This window comes from Pseudomonas sp. NY15356, assembly GCF_048068175.1.
GTDB lineage: Bacteria > Pseudomonadota > Gammaproteobacteria > Pseudomonadales > Pseudomonadaceae > Aquipseudomonas > Aquipseudomonas putida_K.
Map to the genome: position 1 here is coordinate 23796 of NZ_JBLUPW010000009.1, position 17008 is coordinate 40803.

Consider the following 17008-nt stretch of genomic DNA (forward strand, 5'->3'; position numbering starts at 1 on the left):
CACCTCCTTAGCGGTAATCATTGAACAGGTCCGGGCGCGGCCCGGTGGACTCGCGCAGCACGATGCGTGGGGCGACGATGCGTTGCTCGGCGTCACCACTGCGAGGCGTGGCGATGCGCGACAGCAGCAACTGCGCAGCGCTCTCGCCCAGCTCGCGAATCGACTGCCCGACCGTGGTCAACGGCGGGTAGACGTAGCGGCTGAGTTCGATGTCGTCGAAGCCGATCACCGATAGTTCGCCAGGCACGCTGATGTTGCGCTCGGCGGCGGCGCGCAATACGCCGAAGCCGATCATGTCGTTGCCGGCGAAGATCGCCGTCGGGCGCGCGCCGTCGAGCAGGCGCCCGGCGGCGACATGGCCACCGGGGCTGCTGAAGTCGCAATGCAGCACGCGGTCTTGCGGCACCTCCACTCCCTGCTCGGCCATGGCCCGACGAAAGCCCGCCAGGCGCAGCTGACTGGCACCGGTGTCCGCCGGCCCGCCGATGCAGGCGATGTCGCGATGGCCCAGGTCCAGCAGATGGCGGGTAGCGAGGTAGCCGCCCTGCTCGTGGTCGATGCGCACGAGGTCGGCATCCACACCTTCCAGGGCGCGGTCGACGATGACCATGGGCGTGCGTACGCCCGTCAGGCTCTCCAGCAGGTCGCGGTCCTCGCCCACCGAGGCGACGATCAGGCCGTCGATGCGTTTTTCCAGCAGCACGCGCAGGTAGCTACGCTGCTTCTGCGGGTTGTCGTCGGAGTTGCAGAGGATCACGCAGTAGCCGTTGCGTTCGCAGCCGTCCTCGATGCCCCGGGCCAGTTCGGCGAAGTACGGGTTGACGCTGTTGGGTACCAGCAGGCCGATGGTGGCCGTGCTGCGCGCTTTGAGCGAACGGGCTACGGCGCTGGGCACGTAGTCGAGCTCGGCGATGGCCGCCTCGACCTTCAGGCGCACCTGCTCGCTGACCGGGCGGGTCTTGTTCAGTACATGGGACACGGTGGTATAGGAGATACCTGCCAGTGCCGCGACGTCTTTGATGGTTGCCATGGGTTCAGTTCCGCCGGCCTGCACGCCGGCTACGGTAAGTGTCGAGCACCACGGCGATGACGATGACCGCCCCGGTGATGATGCGTTTGGTCGGCTCCGACGCGCCGATCTGCGCCAGCCCCGCGGCCAGCACGGAGATGATCAGCACGCCGAAGAAGGTGCTGATGACCGAGCCGCGCCCGCCCATCAGGCTGGTGCCACCGATCACCACGGCGGCGATCACCTGCAGCTCGAGGCCCGCGCCGGCATTGGGGTCGGCGGCCTCCAGGCGGGAGACCTGGAACAGCGCGGCCAGGCCCGCGAGCAGGCCCATCAGGGCGAACACCAGCACCTTGTACGGGCGCGGGTCGATGCCGGCCAGGCGCACGGCCTCCTCGTTGGTGCCGATGCCGATCAGGTAGCGGCCGAACACGGTGCGCGTCAGCACCAGCTGGGCGAGGACGATCACCAGCAAGGCGATGATGAAGGCTGGCGAGATGCCGAAGGCGATGGGGTTGGAGAACCAGGCGAAGGCATCGCCGATGTAAGCGGTGCGCGAGTCGGTGAATTGGTAGGCCAGGCCCCTGGCCATTTCCAGCACGCCCAGGGAGACGATGAATGAAGGAATGCGCCAAGCCACGGTGATGCCACCGGTAATGCTGCCGGCCAGCGCCGCCACGGCCATGCCCAGCAGCGCGGCGGGAAGCGGGCTCCAGCCCCAGCCGAGGATCGCCACGCTGACCGCCGAGGCCGCCAGCGCCAACACCGAGCCGACCGACAGGTCGATGCCGCCGATGATCAGCACGAAGGTCATGCCCACGGCCAGCACCATTAGGTCAGGGATTTGGTTGGCCAGGGTGCTGAAGGTGGCGTAGGACAAGAAGTGGCTGCTCAGGAACGAGAACAGCACGATCATCGCCAGCAAGGCGCCGGCCAGGCCCAGGTAGGTGCCCAGGCCGAAGTAGCTGGCGCTGCGGCGCACGGGCGCGTTGCCCGGGGTGTCGAGGGGTGTGATTTTCATGGGGCCATCCTGGGCGCTGCCTCATGCAGCAGCGCGTCACGTTTCTGGTAGCCGGCGAAGGCTGCGGCGAGCAGTTGGTCCTGGCTCCAGCGGTCGCGGTCGAAGGTGTCGACCAGACGGCCGGCGGACAACACCGCGATGCGGTCGCAGATCAGCATCAGCTCGCGCAGGTCACTGGACACCACCACCAAGGCCTTGCCCTGGCGGGCCAGCTCTGCCAGCAGACCGTAGATGTCGAACTTGGCACCCACGTCGATGCCGCGGGTAGGTTCATCGAACAGCAGCACCTGGCAGTCGCGCTCCAGCCAGCGGCCGATCACTACCTTCTGCTGGTTGCCGCCGGAGAGCTCACCCACTGCCTGCGCGGGGCTGGCACTGCGGATGCGCATGGCATTGATCTGCCGCTCGGCCAGGGCCCGTTCGGCATCAGCGTCGAGGATGCCGGCACGGGACACGGCGCCCAGGTTGCCCAGGGCGATGTTGGCGCTGATCGACTGGCTCAGCAGCAGGCCTTCGCCCTTGCGGTCCTCGGTGATCAGGGCGATGCCGGCGCGCACGGCCGCCTTGGGAGAGTCCAGGTTCACGTTCTGCAACGGCTGGCCAAGCTCGACATGACCGCTGTCGGCACGGTCGGCGCCGTAGATCAGGCGCAGCAGCTCGGTGCGCCCGGCGCCGATCAGCCCGGAGATGCCGAAGATCTCCCCTGACCTGACCTCGAACGACACGTCGCGCACCTTGTCGCCCCGGCTCAGGCCTTGGACCTTGAGCAGCGTCTGGCCGATTTCGCGGCGCCCCAGGTCGATGTGCTCGCCCAGCTCGCGCCCGACCATCAGGTTGACCAACTCGGCGCTGCTGTAGCGCTGGATCGGCTCGACGCATACCAGCGTGCCGTCGCGCAGCACGGCGATGCGCTGGGCCACGCGCTGCAGCTCTTCCAGGCGATGGGAGATGTACACGATGGCCACGCCGCGCTGGCGCAGACGCTCGATCTGGGTGAACAGCAGTTCCACCTCGCGGGCGGTGAGCATCGCCGTGGGTTCGTCGAAAATCAGCACATGGCAGTCGCCGATCAGGTTGCGGGCGATCTCGACCATCTGCTGGTGGCCGATGCCGAGTTCGCCGACCGGGGTGTCCGGGTCGATGGCGTCCAGGCCAACCTGAGCCATCGCTGCACGGGCCAGCTGGCGCAGGCGCGTGCGGCTGATCCAACCGAAGCGGCTGGGCAGGTTGTCGAGGAACAGGTTCTCGGCCACGGTCAGGGTCGGCAGCAGGTTGAGCTCTTGCATGACCATGCGCACACCCAGGCGCTCGGCCTCGCTGCGACTGCCAGGCGCATAAGGATCGCCGCGATAGCGCATCTGCCCTGTGGTGGGCGTTTCCAGGCCACTGATGAGCTTGGACAGTGTGCTCTTGCCTGCGCCGTTCTCGCCGGTGAGCGCCAGTACTTCGCCGGCACGCAGTTCAAGCGTCACATCGCCGAGCACCGGTTGGGTGTAGGTCTTGCCCAGGCCGCTGACGGCGAGGGTGGCGTGGTTGCCCGTGGCTGACATGGCCGACTCCTGCCTGGCTCAGGGGTGGGTGACCAGCTCGACCGGCGTCTGGATGACGTTGTCGGCATCCACCGCTGGCTTCTCGCCCTTGAGCATCTGCAACGCCGCCTGGATGCCGAACACCGCCTGGTCGGCGCCATGCTGTTCGAGGGTGGCGAGTACGCGGCCATCCTTGAGCATGGGCTTGATGGCGCGGATGTTGTCGTAGCCCACCACCTGCACCTGGCCGGTCTTGCCGGCAGCGCGAACGGCCGAGACGGCCCCCAGGGCCATGCTGTCGTTGCCGGCCAGCAGTGCCTTGAGGTCAGGGTATTCATTGAGCATGGCCGCGGCCACCGCATTGCCTTTGTCGATCTCCCAGTTGCCCGACTGCACCGAGACCACCTTCATCTGTGCGGCGTCCATGGCGTCCTTGAAGCCTGCGGTGCGCTGTTGGGCGTTGGTGGTGGTGGGCACGCCTTCGATGATGCCGACCTGGTCGCCCGCCTTGAGCTTTTGCTGGGCCAGGTAGTCACCGACCAGGCGTGCGCCCTTGCGGTTGTCGGGGCCGACGAAGGGCACGCTGATGCCCTTGCTCTCTAGCACGGCCGGGTCCAGGCGGTTGTCGATGTTGACCACGGTGATGCCGGCATCCATGGCTTTCTTCACCACCGGCACCAGGGCCTTGGAGTCGGCCGGGGCGATGACCAGGGCGTTGACGCCGGAGACGATCATCTGCTCGACGATGCGGATCTGGTTACCGGTGTCGGACTCGTCCTTGATGCCGTTGGCCACCAGGTCGAAGTCGTCGGGGTGTTGCTGCTGATAGGCCTTGGCGCCGTCTTCCATGGTCCGGAAGAACTCATTGGCCAGGGACTTCATCACCAAGGCGACCTTGGGTTTCTCTTCGGCATGGGCACCGGACAAGGGCAGTGCGAGGGAAAGCGTGGAGAACACAGCCAGGGCCAAAACGCGGCCAGGGAATGGCAGTTTCATGGAATTGACTCCGAATCTTGTGGTTTTTATCGGATCGCAAACGTTTGCGTTGCCTAACTATGGAAACAAGACCTGCTTTTGTCAAATTCCGCACGCGGTTTGGCTCGGGTCACGTACGTCGGGATTATCGGGAATATTTCCGAAAAACCGAACACCTTTTCCTACGCTTGTTCGGTGCTCCGAATGGAATACACCCTGCAGGAACGGCCTTGTGCCGCAATGGGGTGCCTAGCAGCCCCGGCAGTTCGTGGTGGGGCACAAGGCCGTTCCTGCAGGGCCAAGCTGGTATGAAACCTGCCTGACAGCCTATGCGTTACAGCAACAACCTCAACAGGAAGAGAGAGAACAATAACGATGAATGCTGCACTCAAAACCTTCGCCCCCAGCGCACTGGCCTTGCTGCTGGTCCTGCCCTCTACCGCGTCTGCCAAGGAAGCCGAAACCCAGCAGAAGCTGGCCAACGTGGTCATCCTCGCCACCGGCGGCACCATTGCCGGTGCTGGCGCCAGCGCTGCCAACAGCGCCACCTACCAGGCCGCCAAGCTGGGCGTCGACAAGCTGATCGCCGGCGTGCCGGAGTTGGCCGACCTGGCCAACGTACGCGGTGAGCAGGTGATGCAGATTGCCTCCGAGAGCATCTCCAACGACGACCTGCTCAAGCTGGGCAAGCGCGTCGCGGAACTGGCCGACAGCAAGGACGTCGATGGCATCGTCATCACCCACGGTACCGATACACTGGAAGAGACCGCCTATTTCCTCAACCTGGTGGAGAAGACCGACAAGCCGATCGTGGTGGTCGGCTCCATGCGCCCGGGTACCGCTATGTCCGCCGACGGCATGCTCAACCTGTACAACGCCGTGGCCGTGGCCAGCGACACGCAGTCCCGCGGCAAGGGCGTGCTGGTGACCATGAATGACGAGATCCAGTCCGGCCGTGACGTGAGCAAGTCGGTCAACATCAAGACCGAAGCCTTCAAGAGCGCCTGGGGCCCGATGGGCATGGTGGTGGAAGGCAAGTCGTACTGGTTCCGCCTGCCGGCCAAGCGCCACACCGTCAACTCCGAGTTCGACATCAAGCAGATCAACAGCCTGCCGCAGGTGGACATCGCCTACGGCTACGGCAACGTGACCGACACGGCGTACAAGGCGCTGGCCCAGAACGGTGCCAAGGCGTTGGTCCATGCCGGTACCGGCAATGGCTCGGTGTCCTCGCGCGTGGTGCCGGCCTTGCAGGAGCTGCGCAAGAACGGCGTGCAAATCATCCGTTCCTCCCACGTCAACCAGGGCGGTTTCGTGCTGCGCAATGCCGAGCAGCCCGACGACAAGAACGACTGGGTCGTGGCCCATGACCTGAACCCGCAGAAAGCGCGCATCCTGGCCATGGTGGCGATGACCAAGACCCAGGACAGCAAGGAGCTGCAGCGGATCTTCTGGGAATACTGATACTCGCAAGGTCTGGCCGGTGTGCACGGCATGCCGGCCAATCGCGGGTTTCTGTGGGAGCGGGTTTGCGTACCCGCAACTACGGAACCAACCGCTCTACCACGGTCATATAGGCTTTTCACCTTACACGCTGTTGCGAAAATACCTACAGTGAAATACTGTATGCGCATACAGCAAAACAAGGAAAAGCCCCGTGGCCAGTACCTCCGCAGCAACCCCCAGCAGCTATGAACAACTGGGTATCCGTATCCAGAAGATCATCAACAGCCCTATCGCCCAGCGCAGCCGCGCCGCCTTGATCTTCCGCCTGGAGCACGAGTCCCCCGACGATTGGGAAACCCTGCTCGAGGAGATCGCCGAGAACGACAACGTCACCCTCGCCCATCGCGACGACGGCGGTGTGCAGATCTTCTGGACCGTGCCCAAGGAAGACTGACCCCGCATGAGAGTTTCGCTTTTCGCTGTCGCTTGCCTGCTGTTCACCGCCACCACCGCCCACGCCGACGCCCCACGCACCTTCCAGGAAGCCAAGAAGGTCGCGTGGCGGCTGTACGCGCCGCAGTCCACAGAGTTCTATTGCGGCTGCAAGTACAAGGGCAACAAGGTCGACCTGGCCTCCTGCGGCTATACCCCACGCAAGAATGCCCAACGCGCCTCGCGCATCGAGTGGGAACACATCGTGCCGGCCTGGCACATCGGCCACCAGCGCCAGTGCTGGCAAAACGGCGGGCGCAAGAACTGCTCGCGCCATGACGAGGTGTACAAGCGTGCCGAGGCCGACCTGCACAACCTGGTGCCAAGCATCGGCGAGGTCAATGGCGACCGCAGCAACTACAGCTTCGGCTGGCTGCCCCAGCAGCAAGGCCAGTACGGCAGCTGCCTGACCCAGGTGGATTTCAAGGCCAGGAAGGTGATGCCGCGCCCATCGATCCGCGGGATGATCGCGCGCACCTACTTCTACATGAGCAAGACGTACAACCTGCGCCTGTCCAAGCAGGACCGCCAGCTGTTCAACGCCTGGAACAAGACCTACCCGCCACAGCCGTGGGAACTGCAGCGTAACCAGCGGGTGGCCTGCGTGATGGGGCACGGCAATGACTTCGTCGGGCCGGTGAACCTCAACGCCTGCGGTTGAGCCTCAGGCCAGCGTCTGCAAGTAGGCGCTGGCCTGCTGGTAGCGGCTGAGCCGGGCCAGGTCGGCCGGGCCTGGGCACGGGATGCGCGACAGGTCGCTGTTGTCGGCAAGGTCGGCCAACTTGACCTGCCGCGCCAGCGGGTCGACGCCCAGACGCATGACGAAGGCCTCGTAGCTTTCCCCATCGCGCCGGCTCAGGGCCAGCACGGCGGCGAGGATCTTCAGGGGGAACCCTTCACGGGCGAGGTCCGAGAGGGTCAGAGGGGTGTCTTCGAGTACGTCGTGGAGCACCGCGACGATCCGCTGCTCCGGCGTGGTGACCCGCGCCATCACCCGCAACGGGTGGAGGATATAGGCCGCACCACCCTTGTCGAACTGCCCTTCGTGGGCCTTGGTCGCCATGGCAATGGCCCGTTCCAGCGTAGACATGAGCCCCTTCCCCTCAGCAGCCTGCTTGACCACAAGCATAGCTGCACAATCCTGCCTATCCCTGTGCGCCCCCTTGTAGCTACTTGCATCCACTTATGGGAGCGGGCTTGTCCTGCCCCTGCCTAGGGCTCTTTCAGCGCTTGGCGCCGTGCTGGATGACGATCGAGTCAGTACCCAGGCGTGCCATGACGTCGGCCTTACGCGCCTCGGCCTCGGCCTTGGTGGGGAACGGCCCCATCAGCACCACCGGCTTGCCGTCACGGTACTCGACCGACGACGGGATGCCCTTCTCGATCAGGCGTGCGGTCATGTCGCTCAGTGCGCCCATGTTGGCCCCCTGGATCACCTCCACATCCCAGCCTTCCGGAGCCGGCTGGTCGGCCAGGGCGTCGGCACGACGCTGCAGGTCGGCACCGCCGCACACTTCGCGGATGCGCAGGTTGTTGCCGGTTTCATCGACGATGATCTCGTATTGGCCGTCGTGCTTGATCGCCACGTAGCTGCGGTATGCCTCGTACTGCCCGGCGTCGTCCTTGCCGCGGACCTGGCCGCAGATGGAGCCCTGGGTGTCGATCCGCACGTTGGCGAACTTGGCCGTCTTGGGGTTGTGCAGGTATTCGGCAACCTGCTTGTGTACACCCTCGACCTCGTTCTCACAGCCGGCCAGGGCCAGCACTGCCATTACCACCGCCAGTTTGCGCACGCGTCTACCTCCTGATTCGAAGGGGCGGATTCTAGCATGACCGCTGCCCCCGATCAGGGTGTCGGTGTCGCAGGCGCGGGCGAAATTCGAATTCCCACTGCAGGCGATGCCGATATTTAATTTCTGCCCTCGGCGATCTTTTCCTACCATGGGCCCGCGCTTCATTGCCCTGACCTGCCCATGAGTTTCGCCTTGTTCGCCTTCAAGCAGACCGCCCTGTCGCCCCCTGGTGAAGGGGTACCCCGACCGCAACGGCTGATCGCCGTGATCGCGATCATGCTCAACATCGCCATGGCCAACCTGGAAACGGCGATCGCCAATACCGCCCTGCCGACCATCGCAGCCGACCTGGGCACCACCGACGCCCAGGCGATCTGGGTGGTGAGCATCTATCACCTGGCCATGATCGCGGCCCTGCTGCCGCTGGCATCGCTGGGCGACATCATCGGTTACCGGCGCATCTCCATGGCCGGGCTAGTGCTGTTCATCCTGGCTTCGCTGCTCTGTGGGCTGGCGCCTTCGTTCGAATGGCTGCTGGTCGGCCGCCTGGTGCAAGGCCTGAGCGCCGCCGGGATCCTCGGCGTCGGCGTGGCGATGACGCGCTTCGTCTTCCCCAACCACATGCTCGGCCGTGGCATGGGCGTCAACGCCCTGGTGGTGGGGGCGTCGCTGGCGGCCGGGCCGAGCGTGGCGTCCCTGATCCTGAGCCTGGGCAGCTGGCACTGGCTGTTCCTGATCAATGTGCCCCTGGGGTTGGTCGGGGTGGCCCTCGGCCTGCGCTCGCTACCACCCACGCCCACCAGTGGGCGGCCGTTCGACTGGCTGGCCGCCGCCCTGTGCGCGGTATTCCTTGCGGCGCTGGTCTATGCCATCAATGGCCTGGCCCAGGGCGCACTGTGGCGTCTGACACTGGGCAGCATGGGGCTGGCCGGGTTGGGGCTGTACCTGCTGCTCAGACGCCAGGCCGGCACCCCCGCGCCCCTACTGGCGCTGGACCTGCTGCGCGAGCCACGCTACGCGCTGTCGGCGACCAGTGCCGGGGCCTCCCTCACGGCCCAGAGCCTGGCGTTCGTCGCCCTGCCCTTCATGTTGCAATACCAGTTGGGTTTCTCCCAGGTGCAGACCGGCTATCTGATCACCCCGTGGCCGGCGATGGCCGCGATCATGGCGCCCATTGCCGGGCGGCTGTCCGACCGCTATGCCACCGGCACCCTTACGGCGCTGGGCATGGCCATCCTCGGCCTGGGCCTGGTGCTGCTTTGCACCTTGCCACCCTCACCCGGGCCGTGGGAGATCGCCCTGCGCATGGCGGTGTGCGGCGCCGGCTTCGGCTTTTTCCAGTCACCCAACATGCGCGACATGATCGCCTCGATCCCGGCCGAGCGCAGCGGCGGCGCCGGCGGCCTGTCGAGCACGCTGCGCATGCTCGGGCAGGTATTGGGCGCGGCACTGGTGGCAGGGTTCTTCCAGGTGTATTCGGCACGCGGCGCTTCCCTGGCGCTGTGGGTCGGCGTGGGGTTCGCGGTGCTGGCGTGCGCCGCGAGCCTGTGGAAGCTGCTGGGCTGCGAGCGCGATGCTTTGTACGAGCGTATGAAGTGCTAATACGAATTCTTATGTGCGTCTAATTGTCGCCCCGGTGGGTAGTGGAAACACTAGAGCCTTCCAACCACCACCAGGGGCCAACAATGAAACTGACACCCACCCCGCCTTTGAAACCCAGCCACTGGATGACGGCGACCTCCTTGCTGCAACAGGCCACGCAGCCGCTGCAAGGCAACCATGACGCCGATGTGGTGATCATCGGCGGCGGCTTCGTCGGCCTGTGGACGGCCCTGACCCTCAAGGAGCAGGAGCCTGGCGCGCGGGTGATGGTGATCGAGCAGCACGTCTGTGGCGGCGGCGCCTCCGGTCGCAACGGCGGCTTCGTGATGTCCTGGTGGCCGAAGATCGGCACCCTGCGCAGCTTCTGCGACCCCGACCAAGCGCGCCTGCTGGGCGAAGCCGCTGAACACGCCATCACCGAGCTGGGCACGTTCTGCGAGCGCCACGGCATCGAGGCGCATTTTCGCCAGAGCGGCTGGTTGTGGACCGCCACCACGCCCCAGCATGTCGACACCTGGAACGCCACCCTGGCCGCCTGCGAGCGCCTGGGCGTGCAGCCGTTCGAACGCCTCGACGCACGTGAGGTAGCCCGGCGCACGGGCTCATCGGTGCACCTGGCGGGCGTGTTCGAGCGCAGCAATGCCACCGTGCAACCGGCCCTGCTGGTCGAAGGCATGCGCCGCGTGGCGCTGGCCAGCGGCGTCGAGATCCACGAGGGCACCGCCGTGCACCACATCGAGCCCGGCCAGCCCGCCAGCGTGAAGACGGCCCTAGGCTGCGTACGCGCAGGTTCCGTGGTACTGGCCGTCAACGCCTGGGCCGCCGCCCTGCCCTCGCTGTCCAAGCTGATCGTACCGGTCAACAGTTCGATCGTGGCGACCCAGGCCATACCTGGCCGCCTGCGGGATATCGGCTGGACGGGCGGCGAATCGATCACTGACTCGCAACTGATGGTCGACTATTACCGCACCACCCATGACGGGCGCATCGCCTTCGGCAAAGGCACCGGCGCCATCAGCTACGGCTCACGTATCGGCCAGGTGTTCAGCGAGGACGAGGCCAGCCTGGCACTGACCGAAGCCGACCTGCACCGGACCTACCCGATGCTCCGGGGCGTACCGGTGGAGGCGCGCTGGTCCGGGCCGATCGACCGTACCTACGACAGCCTGCCGGTGTTCGGCCGCCTCGACGGCCACCACAACATCCACTATGGCATCGGCTGGAGCGGCAACGGTGTGGGGCCCAGCCGCCTGGGCGGGCGCATCCTCGCCAGCCTGGCGCTGGGCCGCAACGACCCTTGGAGCCAGTGCCCGCTGGTAGAGCGCAGCTGCCGCACCTTCCCACCGGAGCCGGTCCGCTACCTGGGCGGCTCGCTGGTACGCAACGCCGTCTTGCGCAAGGAGCGCTCGGAACTGGCCGGGCAACGCCCGGCCGCCATGGACCGCTACCTGGCCCGGTTCGCCCCGGCCGGCCTCGAAGACAAAGCCTGAGGAACCTTTCATGTCCCTGATCCGTATCCGCCTGGACGACCAGCCAGGTTTCAGCCAACCCACCGTCCTGGGCGACGATGGCGCCCAGGCGCGCACTGCCGCGCACCGCACCTTGCCAGACGGCAAGGGCACCACCGGCGTATGGGAATGCACCCCCGGCACCTTCCGCCGCCAGGTGGCCCAGGCCGAATACAGCTATATCGTGGCCGGCGAAGGCAGCTTCACCCCCGAGCATGGCCAGCCCATCGCGTTCAGGGCGGGCGATGCACTGTACTTCGAGGCCGATACCCAGGGCACCTGGGACATCCGCACCACCGTGCGCAAGACCTACCTGATTCTCGACTGACCACACACCAGCCGCTTTCCCACAGACAAATACGAGGTACAAGAAGTGGGTGTACAACAACAGACGCTCCAGGAGTCCGGCCTCAAGGCCCACGCGCTGGGGCGCTTCGAAACGCTCGGCATCATCATCGGCACCAACATCGGCGCGGGCGTGCTCAGCATGGCCTTCGCCGCCCGCAAGGTCGGCTACATCCCGTTGCTGGTGTGCCTGCTGGTCACCTGCCTGTTCTGCGTAGTGACCATGCTCTATGTGGCCGAAAGTTGCCTGCGCACGCGCCAGAACCTGCAGTTGAGTGGCTTGTCGCGCAAATACCTGGGCACGTTCGGCGGCTGGTTGATCTTCTTCGCGGTCGCCGCCAACAGCTATGGCGCGCTCATCGCCTACATCAGCGGCAGCGGCAATATCCTCGCCGATTTCTTCGGCCAGTACGGCCTGACCCGGCAACAAGGCAGCCTGCTGTTCTTCATTCCCGCAGCGCTGGTGCTGTACCTGGGCCTCAAGGCCCTGGGCGTGGCGGAGAAGCTGATCAGCTCGGGCATGGTACTGATCGTCTGCCTGCTGATCGGTGCCACCGTGCTGCATGAAGACTCATCCCTCGTGCACCTGTGGCAGAGCCAGTGGCAGTACGTGGTACCGATCTTCAACCTGGCCGTGTTCGTGTTCGGTGCGCAGTTCCTGGTGCCGGAGATCGTGCGCGGCAACCTGGAGACGCCCAGGCGCATCCCGGGGCTGATCATCGGCGGCATGCTGTTGACCCTGGTACTGGTGGCGGCCATCCCGGCGTCGGTGATCGCACTGGTGGGCACCGAGCACTTGAGCGAAGTGGCCACCCTGAGCTGGGGCAAGTCGCTCGGGCAGTGGGCCTACTATGTGGCCAACGCCTTCGCCTTGCTGGCCATGCTGACCTCCTACTGGGGCCTGGGCGGCTGCCTGTTCACCAATATCTTCGACCAGATGCGCCTGGGCGATGAGGGTAACAAGCGCAAGCGCCTGATGGTGCTGGCCATGGTGACCCTGCCGCCGATCGTGGTGGCGTACTCGGGCTTCAGCGGCTTCGTCAATGCGCTGTACTTCGCCGGCACCTTTGGCGGCGTGCTGATGGGCATCATTCCGATCCTGTTGCTCAATGCCGCGCGCAAGGCAGGCGATCAGCAGCCGGCATTCACCTGTGGCTGGTATGCGCACCCGGTGATGCAGGGGCTGATCGTGCTGATCTTCGTTTCCAGCGGCGTGTACGCGGTGCTGTCGGCCCTGGGCATGTTGCCCGCCAGTTGGTGACACTGCACGCTTGAGGCAGTATGGGAGGCCTACCCTTGACCACCGCCTGGAGCGGCCTGCGCATGTTGCAACGCGTTCGTGACCTGATTGCGATACCGGAACTCCGTTCGCGGCTGCTCAGTGGTGCCAAGGGACTGGACCACAACGTGCGCTGGGCCCATGTCTGCGAATTGCCTGACCCCACCGAATGGCTGGGTGAAGGCGACGTGCTGATGACCACCGGGCTGGGCATCCCCAAGGCGCCGGCCGAGCAGCAGGCCTATGTCGCGCGGCTGGCCCAGGCAGGCATCGCCGGCATGATGATCGGCGAACACATGCAGGCCCCTGCGGACATCAGCGCCCTGGCCGAACAGGCCGAGGCGCTGGGCTTCCCGGTGATCCTCACCGAATACGGGGTGCCCTTCGCCGCGGTGACCCGAGCCATCATCGATGCCAACCAGCAGGATGAATTCGCCCGACGCGGGGCCCTGGCCAAGGTCTACGAAAGCGCCCGCCTGAGCATCCAGGGCCTGGGCCTGCCGGCCCTGCTCACGCGCCTGCAGGCGGATATCCAATGCCATCTGTACCTGGTATCGATGGGGAAGTTCACCCCCTGGGCTCCCGGTCTGCCTGAACTACCGTCGGCATTGGTGGCCAGCCTCGGCGCGGCACGCCAACGCCAAGGCGGCCATCAACCGATGGTACGTCGTCATGCCCTGCCAACCGGCGAAGCCCTGAGCATCGAGCTGCCCAGCGAGCCGGGCTGCCTGCTGGTGGTCAGCGGCACACGGCTGCCCGACTACGGCATGCTCCACCACCTGACAGCGGTGCTGGGCCTGGAAGTGCAACGCCTGCAGGCTGAGCGGGAGCGGCGCCTGCGCCTGGGCTCGGAGCTGCTCGATGACCTTTTGCAGCAGCGCCTGCAAACGGATGCATTGCTCGAGCGTCTGGGTGCCCATCTGCCAGGCGTGACGCTGGCCGACACGGTGATCTCGGCAGCGCGCCTGCCAGCCAATGGCAACACCTGGGAAGATCAGCTGCGCCCTCTGGACGAGTGCGCGTTGGTCCGCGCCCAGGGGCAGGAGCTGATCCTGCTGCACCGCGATGGCCTGCAGGAGGGCTACAGCGCCCAGCTCGACCTGCAACTGGGCTCCAGCACCGCGCTCGGCCAAGCCCAGCGTGGCCCGGACGCCCTGCGCGAAGCCCGCCTGGCCCTGGCGCATACCCATGGCCAGCGCCGGGTGTGCCGCTACGCCCAGCTGGAAACCGACACCCCCTGGCTGCCGCGCACGCCCGACGAGGCAGACCGCGCATTCCGCGCCGTGCTCGGCGCGCTGCATGACTACGACCAGGCCAACGGCACCTACCTGTTGCACACCTTGCAGGTGTTTCTCGAAGAGAACCGCTCCTGGGTCAATGCTGCCCAGCGCCTGCATGTGCACAAGCAGACGCTGGTGTACCGGGCGCGCCGCATCGAAGCGATCAGCGGCCGTTCGCTGGACAGCACCGCCGACGTCGCCACGTTCTGGTTCGCCTTGCAAAGTGCGCGGGTGCTTGGGGTGTCGTTGCAGCCGAGGTAGATGCACCGCAGGTCACTTGGCAATCACTGGCCTCCCAAGGCCTGGGTAATGGTCTGCACGTTCAGCCGATACATCCCCAAGTAACTGCTAGCCGGCCCTTGGGCTGCGAGCGCATCGGAGTGCAGCGTGCCGCCGATACCCGCCCCCGTCTCATCGGCGATCTGCTGCAGCAGCCGCGGGTCCTTGATGTTCTCGATGAACACCGCCTTGATACCCTCTTTGCGGATCAGCGTGATCAAGTCCGCCACCTCCCGTGCCGAAGCCTCTCGTTCAGTGGACAGCCCCTGGGGCGCGACGAAGGTGATGCCGTAGGCTTGCCCGAGGTAGCCGAACGCATCGTGGGACGTGACGATCTTGCGATTGCCGGGCGGCAGTGCCGCGAAGCGCTTGCGCACCTCGAGCAGCAGCGCATCGATCTGCTGCGTGTAGGCCGCCAGGTTCGCGCGGTAGGCCTGCGCATGGCCAGGGTCCACTTGTTCCAGCGCCTTGGCGATGTTGCTGGCGTAGAGCTTGGCATTGGCCAGGCTGTTCCAGGCATGGGGGTCGGCCACCGCGTGGCCGTCTTCCTCCAGGGTACGTGGGATGATCCCCTGGCTGGCGCGGATCACCTTGGCCTGGGTGTCGCTGCTACGCACCAGCCGCTCCAGCCATGGCTCGAAATGCAGGCCGTTCTCGACGATCAGGTCGGCAGCTGCGACATGCCTGGCATCGTCGGGGGTCGTTTCATACACATGCGCATCGCTGTCGGGGCCCACGAGGTTGATGATCTCGACATGCCTGCCTCCCACCTGCTGTGTGATGTCGGCAAGGATGCTGAAACTGGTGACGACCTTGACCCGCTCGCCGGCAGACAGCACCGGCGACAGCAGCAGGATGATCAGAAAGAGCGATAGGCGCATACAGGTTCCTCAATGAACGACCGGCGAATAATGGCGACGCAACAGGCCATGCACCGGCCCGCCCATCACCGACAACAGGTACGCGGCCCCCGCCATGACGACGATTGCCGGGCCACTGGGCAACGAAACGTAGAAGGAAAGCAGCAACCCCAGCCACACCGAGGCCATGCCGATCACCGCCGCGATGGCAATCAACCGAGGCAGGCTCTGGCTCCAGAAGCGCGCGGCGATGGCCGGCAGCATCATCAGGCCCACCACCATCAACGCCCCGATGGCCTGGAAGCCGACCACCAGGTTGAGCACCACCAAGCCGAGGAACAGCCCATGGGCCAGGGCACCATGACGGCTGACGGTGCGCAGGAACACCGGGTCGAGGCTGTCGAGCAGCAAGGGGCGGTAGATCACGGCGAACAGTACGAGGCTGCCAGCCGCCACGCTGTACATGACGTGCAAGGTCGCTTCGTTGACGGCCAGTGCCGAGCCGAACAGCAACCCCAGCAAGTCCAGGCGCTTGCCGGCCAGGCCCAGCAGCAGCACGCCCGAAGCCAAGGAGATCGGGTAGACCGCAGCCAGGCTGGCGTCCTCGCGCAAGCCCGTGTGCCGACTGACCAGGGCCGAAAAGCCCGCCACCACCAAGCCGGCCATGAGCCCGCCGAGGGTCATCGTCATCACCGACAAACCGGCCAGCCAGAAGCCCAGTGCCGCCCCCGGCAGGATGCCATGGGAAATCGCATCACCGATCAGGCTCATGCGCCGCACCACCAGGAACACCCCGAGCGGCGCGACGCTCAGCGCCAATGTCAGGCCGCCGAGCAATGCGCGGCGCATGAAGGCGAATTCGGCGAAGGGCTGCCACAGTAGATCGACCATTCAACCCACCTGGGCCAGGCCGGGCTGGGCGATCAACGCGCGGCTCGGCCCATGCCGGCAGCCTTGCCGGTCGATCACCAGGCACTGCTCTATCGATGCTTGCACTCGGGCCAGGTCGTGGCTGACGACGACAAGTGTGCAACCGGCCTTGTGCCAAGCCTCGATGTGCCGCCAGAGCAGGGCCTGGCCATTGTCGTCGAGCGCCGCATCGGGCTCGTCGAGCAGCATCAGGGAAGGCTTGGTCAGGCTCAGCCTGGCCAGCAGGGCACGTTGCAGCTCGCCACCGGAAAGCGCCTGCAAGGGCTGGGACTGGAGCTGGCCGAGGTCCCACGCCTCCAGCACCTGTTCGAGTTGGCAATTGCGCTGCGAGCGCGTGAGGCGCTGCCCCCAGAAGCCGCCGCTGACCAGCCCGGCCAGGTCGATGGGAAACTGGCGGTCGATGGCCGATTGCTGAACTAGATAGCCGATTCCCCCAGCATCTGGAAGCGCCACGCGCACGCGGCCCGACAAGGGCATCTGCAACCCCGCGATCACCTTCAACAGGCTGCTCTTGCCACTCCCGTTGGCGCCCACCACCGCAGTGAGGCTGCCGACAGGCAGCCTGAGGTTGAGGCATGGCGTCAGTGGGCGATTGACGGCGCCCCATTGCAGGTCTTGGCACAGGATCACGGGCAAATTCCCAAGGTGGAGACACGGAAT

17 protein-coding genes are annotated in these 17008 nt (G+C 65.8%); 8 read left to right on the forward strand and 9 right to left on the reverse strand.

The genetic code is table 11. The annotated features are described in order from the left end of the window. Positions 1 to 7: 7 nt before the first annotated feature. From ACNFCI_RS09350 to ACNFCI_RS09365, 4 genes are read right to left on the reverse strand one after another with little or no spacing between them, the layout of a single operon-like run. Positions 8 to 1030 carry a LacI family DNA-binding transcriptional regulator gene (locus ACNFCI_RS09350; RefSeq protein ID WP_368829105.1) on the reverse strand — a complete coding sequence of 341 codons (1023 nt, stop codon included), beginning with the start codon at positions 1028 to 1030 and terminating at the stop codon, positions 8 to 10. Between the two features lie 4 nt (positions 1031 to 1034). Further along, positions 1035 to 2030 (reverse strand): ABC transporter permease, encoded by a 996-nt coding sequence (locus ACNFCI_RS09355; protein ID WP_084855597.1) that lies wholly within the window; start codon positions 2028 to 2030, stop codon positions 1035 to 1037. Further along, the gene (locus ACNFCI_RS09360) at positions 2027 to 3580 is read right to left on the reverse strand and encodes a sugar ABC transporter ATP-binding protein (RefSeq protein WP_084855598.1); all 1554 of its coding nucleotides are present in this window, start codon (positions 3578 to 3580) and stop codon (positions 2027 to 2029) included. The genes ACNFCI_RS09355 and ACNFCI_RS09360 overlap by 4 nt, the downstream gene beginning before the upstream one ends. Before the next feature lie 18 nt (positions 3581 to 3598). Further along, complete coding sequence (locus tag ACNFCI_RS09365; RefSeq protein ID WP_084855599.1) at positions 3599 to 4555, reverse strand: sugar ABC transporter substrate-binding protein; 957 nt, start codon at positions 4553 to 4555, stop codon at positions 3599 to 3601. Between the two features lie 354 nt (positions 4556 to 4909). Between ACNFCI_RS09365 and ACNFCI_RS09370 the strand changes: the two genes are divergently transcribed. From ACNFCI_RS09370 to ACNFCI_RS09380, 3 genes are all read left to right on the forward strand, one after another. Beyond that, positions 4910 to 5998: an asparaginase gene (locus tag ACNFCI_RS09370; protein ID WP_084855600.1), complete on the forward strand. Its 1089-nt coding sequence runs from the start codon at positions 4910 to 4912 to the stop codon at positions 5996 to 5998. 193 nt (positions 5999 to 6191) lie between these two features. Continuing rightward, on the forward strand, positions 6192 to 6434 hold the full coding sequence (locus ACNFCI_RS09375) for a DUF1654 domain-containing protein (RefSeq protein ID WP_084855601.1): 243 nt from the start codon (positions 6192 to 6194) through the stop codon (positions 6432 to 6434). A 6-nt stretch (positions 6435 to 6440) separates the two neighbouring features. Next, positions 6441 to 7133, forward strand: coding sequence for an endonuclease (locus ACNFCI_RS09380; RefSeq protein ID WP_084855602.1), 693 nt, complete (start codon positions 6441 to 6443; stop codon positions 7131 to 7133). Positions 7134 to 7136: 3 nt separating this feature from the next. Here the strand turns inward: ACNFCI_RS09380 and ACNFCI_RS09385 are convergent, their stop codons facing one another. Both ACNFCI_RS09385 and ACNFCI_RS09390 read right to left on the reverse strand, forming a co-directional pair. After that, the gene (locus ACNFCI_RS09385; protein ID WP_084855786.1) at positions 7137 to 7562 is read right to left on the reverse strand and encodes a GTP pyrophosphokinase; all 426 of its coding nucleotides are present in this window, start codon (positions 7560 to 7562) and stop codon (positions 7137 to 7139) included. 133 nt (positions 7563 to 7695) lie between these two features. Beyond that, entirely contained in the window at positions 7696 to 8265 is a 570-nt protein-coding gene (locus ACNFCI_RS09390) for an SPOR domain-containing protein (protein WP_084855603.1), read from the reverse strand. 180 nt (positions 8266 to 8445) lie between these two features. Between ACNFCI_RS09390 and ACNFCI_RS09395 the strand changes: the two genes are divergently transcribed. From ACNFCI_RS09395 to ACNFCI_RS09415, 5 genes are all read left to right on the forward strand, one after another. After that, positions 8446 to 9867, forward strand: coding sequence for an MFS transporter (locus tag ACNFCI_RS09395; protein ID WP_368829106.1), 1422 nt, complete (start codon positions 8446 to 8448; stop codon positions 9865 to 9867). 83 nt (positions 9868 to 9950) lie between these two features. Then, positions 9951 to 11357 (forward strand): NAD(P)/FAD-dependent oxidoreductase, encoded by a 1407-nt coding sequence (locus tag ACNFCI_RS09400; RefSeq protein ID WP_324812652.1) that lies wholly within the window; start codon positions 9951 to 9953, stop codon positions 11355 to 11357. 10 nt (positions 11358 to 11367) lie between these two features. Then, positions 11368 to 11703 (forward strand): cupin domain-containing protein, encoded by a 336-nt coding sequence (locus tag ACNFCI_RS09405; RefSeq protein WP_084855606.1) that lies wholly within the window; start codon positions 11368 to 11370, stop codon positions 11701 to 11703. Between the two features lie 45 nt (positions 11704 to 11748). Beyond that, positions 11749 to 12981: an amino acid permease gene (locus ACNFCI_RS09410; protein WP_324812658.1), complete on the forward strand. Its 1233-nt coding sequence runs from the start codon at positions 11749 to 11751 to the stop codon at positions 12979 to 12981. Positions 12982 to 13043: 62 nt separating this feature from the next. Beyond that, positions 13044 to 14540: a PucR family transcriptional regulator gene (locus ACNFCI_RS09415; RefSeq protein ID WP_084855787.1), complete on the forward strand. Its 1497-nt coding sequence runs from the start codon at positions 13044 to 13046 to the stop codon at positions 14538 to 14540. Positions 14541 to 14563: 23 nt separating this feature from the next. Here ACNFCI_RS09415 and ACNFCI_RS09420 read toward each other — a convergent pair whose 3' ends face one another. The 3 genes from ACNFCI_RS09420 to ACNFCI_RS09430 are packed head-to-tail and all read right to left on the reverse strand — an operon-like array spanning position 14564 to position 16978. Beyond that, positions 14564 to 15439, reverse strand: a complete 876-nt coding sequence (locus ACNFCI_RS09420; RefSeq protein ID WP_084855608.1) for a metal ABC transporter substrate-binding protein — start codon at positions 15437 to 15439, stop codon at positions 14564 to 14566. Between the two features lie 9 nt (positions 15440 to 15448). Beyond that, positions 15449 to 16309 (reverse strand): metal ABC transporter permease, encoded by an 861-nt coding sequence (locus ACNFCI_RS09425; RefSeq protein WP_084855609.1) that lies wholly within the window; start codon positions 16307 to 16309, stop codon positions 15449 to 15451. Beyond that, positions 16310 to 16978 carry a metal ABC transporter ATP-binding protein gene (locus ACNFCI_RS09430; RefSeq protein ID WP_084855610.1) on the reverse strand — a complete coding sequence of 223 codons (669 nt, stop codon included), beginning with the start codon at positions 16976 to 16978 and terminating at the stop codon, positions 16310 to 16312. It abuts the gene before it with no gap. Positions 16979 to 17008: the final 30 nt, after the last annotated feature.